Source organism: Ruminococcus bromii, from assembly GCF_002834225.1.
In the GTDB taxonomy this organism is placed as follows: domain Bacteria; phylum Bacillota; class Clostridia; order Oscillospirales; family Acutalibacteraceae; genus Ruminococcoides; species Ruminococcoides bromii.
This window is the reverse complement of the sequence record NZ_NNSR01000050.1, coordinates 1-5,442: the sequence shown is the minus strand read 5'-3', so window position 1 is coordinate 5,442 and position 5,442 is coordinate 1. Positions and strand designations below refer to the sequence as shown.

2 tRNA genes and 2 rRNA genes are annotated in these 5,442 nt (G+C 48.8%); all 4 read left to right on the top strand.

Annotated elements, in window-relative coordinates:
* The first annotated feature begins 161 nt into the window (after positions 1 to 161).
* The 4 genes from RBATCC27255_RS05580 to RBATCC27255_RS05565 all read left to right on the top strand — a co-directional run bounded on the left by RBATCC27255_RS05580 (position 162) and on the right by RBATCC27255_RS05565 (position 5,371).
* A 16S ribosomal RNA gene (locus RBATCC27255_RS05580) occupies positions 162 to 1,691 on the top strand.
* Positions 1,692 to 1,804: 113 nt separating this feature from the next.
* Positions 1,805 to 1,880: transfer RNA gene (locus RBATCC27255_RS05575), tRNA-Ala, on the top strand.
* A 195-nt stretch (positions 1,881 to 2,075) separates the two neighbouring features.
* A tRNA-Ile gene (locus RBATCC27255_RS05570) sits at positions 2,076 to 2,152 on the top strand.
* A gap of 389 nt (positions 2,153 to 2,541) precedes the next feature.
* Positions 2,542 to 5,371: ribosomal RNA gene (locus tag RBATCC27255_RS05565) — 23S ribosomal RNA — on the top strand.
* Together the 16S and 23S rRNA genes with 2 tRNA genes alongside form the textbook arrangement of a ribosomal RNA operon.
* Positions 5,372 to 5,442: the final 71 nt, after the last annotated feature.

Here is a 5,442-nt window from a genome sequence, read left to right as displayed (position 1 = left end):
GTAAAGAAACCCGTAATGACTTTGAGGAAAGCTCAAAGAATTACAGTGAGATGTACACTAAAAAGCATCAGGAATTACGGATATAGTCAGTGACATATTCGTCAATGAGCGATTAAAGCTCTGAAATTGATTTGAACAGCTGAAAGGCTGTTGAGATACAAATTTTAGAGAGTTTGATCCTGGCTCAGGACGAACGCTGGCGGCGTGCCTAACACATGCAAGTCGAACGGAACTGTTTTGAAAGATTTCTTCGGAATGAATTTGATTTAGTTTAGTGGCGGACGGGTGAGTAACGCGTGAGTAACCTGCCTTCAAGAGGGGGATAACATTCTGAAAAGAATGCTAATACCGCATGACATATCGGAACCACATGGTTCTGATATCAAAGATTTTATCGCTTGAAGATGGACTCGCGTCCGATTAGTTAGTTGGTGAGGTAACGGCTCACCAAGACCGCGATCGGTAGCCGGACTGAGAGGTTGAACGGCCACATTGGGACTGAGACACGGCCCAGACTCCTACGGGAGGCAGCAGTGGGGGATATTGCGCAATGGGGGCAACCCTGACGCAGCAACGCCGCGTGAAGGATGAAGGTTTTCGGATTGTAAACTTCTTTTATTAAGGACGAAAAATGACGGTACTTAATGAATAAGCTCCGGCTAACTACGTGCCAGCAGCCGCGGTAATACGTAGGGAGCAAGCGTTGTCCGGATTTACTGGGTGTAAAGGGTGCGTAGGCGGCTTTGCAAGTCAGATGTGAAATCTATGGGCTCAACCCATAAACTGCATTTGAAACTGTAGAGCTTGAGTGAAGTAGAGGCAGGCGGAATTCCCCGTGTAGCGGTGAAATGCGTAGAGATGGGGAGGAACACCAGTGGCGAAGGCGGCCTGCTGGGCTTTAACTGACGCTGAGGCACGAAAGCGTGGGTAGCAAACAGGATTAGATACCCTGGTAGTCCACGCTGTAAACGATGATTACTAGGTGTGGGGGGTCTGACCCCTTCCGTGCCGGAGTTAACACAATAAGTAATCCACCTGGGGAGTACGGCCGCAAGGTTGAAACTCAAAGGAATTGACGGGGGCCCGCACAAGCAGTGGAGTATGTGGTTTAATTCGAAGCAACGCGAAGAACCTTACCAGGTCTTGACATCCAACTAACGAAGTAGAGATACATTAGGTGCCCTTCGGGGAAAGTTGAGACAGGTGGTGCATGGTTGTCGTCAGCTCGTGTCGTGAGATGTTGGGTTAAGTCCCGCAACGAGCGCAACCCTTGCTATTAGTTGCTACGCAAGAGCACTCTAATAGGACTGCCGTTGACAAAACGGAGGAAGGTGGGGACGACGTCAAATCATCATGCCCCTTATGACCTGGGCTACACACGTACTACAATGGATGTTAACAGAGGGAAGCAAGACAGTGATGTGGAGCAAACCCCTAAAAACATTCTCAGTTCAGATTGCAGGCTGCAACCCGCCTGCATGAAGATGGAATTGCTAGTAATCGCGGATCAGAATGCCGCGGTGAATACGTTCCCGGGCCTTGTACACACCGCCCGTCACACCATGGGAGCCGGTAATACCCGAAGTCAGTAGTCCAACCTCGTGAGGACGCTGCCGAAGGTAGGATTGGCGACTGGGGTGAAGTCGTAACAAGGTAGCCGTATCGGAAGGTGCGGCTGGATCACCTCCTTTCTATGGAGACCAAATCAGATGAAACAAGCTGGTTTAAATTCCAAGGTCAGCATTACGAAAGATTTCTTTTCAAAACTCGTTGTTTAATTTTCAGGGTCCTGCCCGAGATATACGGGGGTATAGCTCAGCTGGGAGAGCACCTGCTTTGCAAGCAGGGGGTCAGCGGTTCGATCCCGCTTATCTCCACCATTAAGAATAGCCGAGGTTCGTAGCCCGAAAATAACGACCGGCGAGGACTAAGATATGAAAATCACGCAAGTGATTGAAATATATTAGACGAGTGGGAGTTATTTGAGGAGAAGCAAAGAACAACGAGGCTTGACATCATCAAGCAACAGCTATTCTTAAAAATACGGCTTAAGAAATAACGAGCCAAACCAATATGGGCTTATAGCTCAGCCGGTTAGAGCGCACGCCTGATAAGCGTGAGGTCGGTGGTTCGAGTCCACTTAAGCCCACCATATAGAAGAGCCGAGGTTCGGAGCCCGAAAATAACGACCGGCGAGGACTAAGATGTGAAAATCACGCAAGTGATTGAAACATATTAGACGAGTGGGAGTTATTTGAGGAGAAGCGAAGAACAACGAGGCTTGACATCATCAAGTCTAAAATCTCTTCTAAAAAGCACCTTGAAAACTGAATAAAGAAGCAGATAAAGCGAGAAAAGTATTAGTTATACAGGTAAACAAACTCAAATGATAATTTGAATGCGTAAACCATAGGTAAAAAATACTACAATTAAGCTTAAGGGTAATAAGAAGATTAGTTATAAATAAACTAAAGGCTTATTAAACTGCGAAAAGAGTAATTAACATTACAAGAAAAAGAAGAACCAAAGATATCTCATAATGGTCAAGCTACAAAGAGCACAAGGGGAATGCCTTGGCACCGAGAGCCGAAGAAGGACGTGACTAACTGCGATAAGCTGCGGGGAGCCGTAAGTGGGCTTTGATCCGCAGATTTCCGAATGGAGCAATCCGGCAAGAGGAAAGTCTTGTCATCATATACTGAATACATAGGTATATGAGGGGAACCGCCTGAACTGAAACATCTAAGTAGGGCGAGGAAGAGAAATCAACTGAGATTCCGTAAGTAGTGGCGAGCGAACGCGGAAGAGGCCAAACCGAGAGTAGTAATACTTTCGGGGTTCGGACAGAAAACGGTATTGTAAAGGTTTAGTGGAATGGAATGGGAAGTCCAACCGAAGAAGGTGAGAGTCCTGTACACGAAAAGCCTGAACAGCCATCTGTATCCAGAGTACCGCCGGACACGTGAAACCCGGTGGGAATACGGGGGGACCATCCTCCAAGCCTAAATACTACTCGGTGACCGATAGTGAAGAAGTACTGTGAAGGAAAGGTGAAAAGTACCCCTGACGGGGAGTGAAAAAGAACCTGAAACCTTGTGTTTACAAGCACCGAAAGCTCATCAAAGAGCGATCGGGTACCTTTTGTAGAATGGTCCGGCGAGTGAATGTAACCGGCGAGGTTAAGCACTTAAGGTGTGAAGCCGCAGCGAGAGCAAGTCTGAAAAGGGCGTATGAAGTCGGTTGTATTCGACCCGAAACCGGGTGACCTACCCATGGTCAGGTTGAAGTAAAGGTAAAACTTTATGGAGGACCGAACCGACTCCCGTTGAAATGGTAGCGGATGAACTGTGGGTAGCGGAGAAATTCCAATCGAACCCGGAGATAGCTGGTTCTCTCCGAAATAGCTTTAGGGCTAGCCTTGAAATAGATTACCGGAGGTAAAGCACTGAATTGGCTAGGGGCCGAGAGGTTACTGAACCTTATCAAACTAAGAATGCCGGATAATCGTTTTTCAGGAGTCAGACAGTGGGAGATAAGTTTCATTGTCAAAAGGGAAACAGCCCAGACCCACAGCTAAGGTCCCCAAGTATAGTTAAGTGGAAAAGGATGTGGAATTGCACAGACAACCAGGATGTTGGCTTAGAAGCAGCCACTCATTAAAAGAGTGCGTAATAGCTCACTGGTCGAGTGACTCTGCGCCGAAAATTTAACGGGGCTAAACTATACACCGAAGCTTGGGATACATCTAATGTATGGTAGGAGAGCGTTCTGTATGGGGAGAAGTCGTAGCGAAAGCGGCGGTGGACTATACAGAAGTGAGAATGCCGGAATAAGTAGCGAGAATTAAGTGAGAATCTTAATGGCCGAAAGTCTAAGGTTTTTGGAGGAAGGTTCGTCCGCTCCAAGTAAGTCGGGAGCTAAGGTCAGGCCGAAAGGCGTAGCCGATGCACATACGGTTGATATTCCGTAACCATCTGTAATTTAAGCAAAGGGACACTTCAAAAGGGTGTGACCCGGGCGTTGGTTGACCCGGGCGTAAGGGACCGAAATTAGAGTAGGGAAGCACACTTGGCTGAAGGCGAGAAAAGCTTTGCGTATAGAAGCAGATGCCCGTACCGCAAACCGACACAGGTGGACAGGAAGAGAATTCTAAGGCCAGCGGGAGAAGGGTAGTTAAGGAACTCGGCAAATTGACTCCGTAACTTCGGAATAAGGAGTGCTCGAAAGAGCCGCAGAGAATAGGCCCAGGCGACTGTTTAGCAAAAACACAGGTCTCTGCCAAATCGAAAGATGAAGTATAGGGGCTGACACCTGCCCGGTGCCGGAAGGTTAAGAGGAGGAGTGAGAGCTCCGAATTGAAGCCCCGGTAAACGGCGGCCGTAACTATAACGGTCCTAAGGTAGCGAAATTCCTTGTCGGGTAAGTTCCGACCCGCACGAATGGTGTAACGATCTGGGCACTGTCTCAACTACCCACCCGGCGAAATTGTAGTACCGGTGAAGATGCCGGTTACCTGCGGCAAGACGGAAAGACCCCATGGAGCTTTACTGTAGCCTGATATTGGGTTTCGGAAATCTATGTACAGGATAGGCGGGAGACTGGGAAACATGAGCGTCAGCTTGTGTGGAGTCGATGTTGGGATACCGCCCTTAGGTTTCTGGAATTCTAACCTGCGGCCGTGAAACCGGTCGGGGGACATTGTCAGGTGGGCAGTTTGACTGGGGCGGTCGCCTCCGAAAAGGTAACGGAGGCGCTCAAAGGTTAGCTCAGCACGGACGGAAACCGTGCCTCTGAGTGTAAACGCAAAAGCTAGCCTAACTGCGAGGGTGACGGCCCGAGCAGTAACGAAAGTTGGAGTTAGTGATCCGGCGGTATGTGAATGGAAATGCCGTCGCTCAACGGATAAAAGCTACCCTGGGGATAACAGGCTGATCTCCCCCAAGAGTCCACATCGACGGGGAGGTTTGGCACCTCGATGTCGGCTCATCACATCCTGGGGCTGTATTCGGTCCCAAGGGTTCGGCTGTTCGCCGATTAAAGTGGTACGCGAGCTGGGTTCAGAACGTCGCGAGACAGTTCGGTCCCTATCTGTCGTGGGCGCAGGATATTTGAGGAGCTCTGTCCTTAGTACGAGAGGACCGGGATGGACGTACCTCTGGTGCACCAGTTGTCATGCCAATGGCACGGCTGGGCAGCTATGTACGGAACGGATAAACGCTGAAAGCATCTAAGCGTGAAGCCGACTCCAAGATTAGATATCCCATCGTATAACGAGTAAGACCCCTTGAAGACTACGAGGTTGATAGGCTGCGTGTGTAAGTGCCGTGAGGCATTCAGCTTGGCAGTACTAATAGGTCGAGGGCTTGACCACAAGATTTCTTTGGTCAGCTGTGTAGTATATACTTTAACCCGATTGGTCATTCCAATATGAATTTAACTAAT